Origin of the sequence: Marichromatium sp. AB32 (assembly GCF_003718675.1) — a bacterium.
GTDB lineage: Bacteria > Pseudomonadota > Gammaproteobacteria > Chromatiales > Chromatiaceae > Marichromatium > Marichromatium gracile.
Genome location: NZ_RHFJ01000139.1, coordinates 1 through 495, shown reverse-complemented (window position 1 = coordinate 495; position 495 = coordinate 1). Strand labels below are relative to the sequence as shown.

The window sequence follows — 495 nt, the reverse complement described above, 5'->3', positions numbered from 1 at the left end:
CCGGACTCGCCCCGGGCGAGGCGGTGGCGGTGTCGCTGCCGCGCGGCGCGGCCCAGGTCGCGGCGGTGTTCGGGGTGCTCGCCGCCGGGGGGTGCTATGTCCCGATCGGGGTCGAGCAGCCGTCGGCACGACGCGCGCGCATCCTCGAGCGCGCCGGGGTCGGGTTGGTGCTCGATGCCGAGACGATCGCGCAGGCCCAAGCCCACGCGCCGCTGCCCGCGCCGGTCGCGGTGGCGCCGAGCAGCCCGGCCTATGTGATCTTCACCTCCGGCTCGACCGGCGAGCCCAAGGGGGTGGAGGTCACCCATCTGGCCGCGGCCAACACCATCGATGCGATCAACCAGCGCTACGGCGTCGGGCCGGAGGACCGGGTGCTGGCGGTCTCGGCGCTCGACTTCGATCTCTCGGTCTACGACCTCTTCGGCCCCTCGCAGGTCGGCGGCGCGCTGGTCTGCGTGCCGGAGACAGCGCGGCGCGATGCCGCCGTCTGGCGCG

At 75.2% G+C, this 495-nt stretch carries 1 protein-coding gene; it reads left to right on the top strand.

Translation table 11 applies throughout. The annotated features are described in order from the left end of the window. Positions 1-495 (top strand): AMP-binding protein (locus EBL85_RS16870; protein WP_148040591.1); only part of this gene is annotated, 495 nt, incomplete at both ends.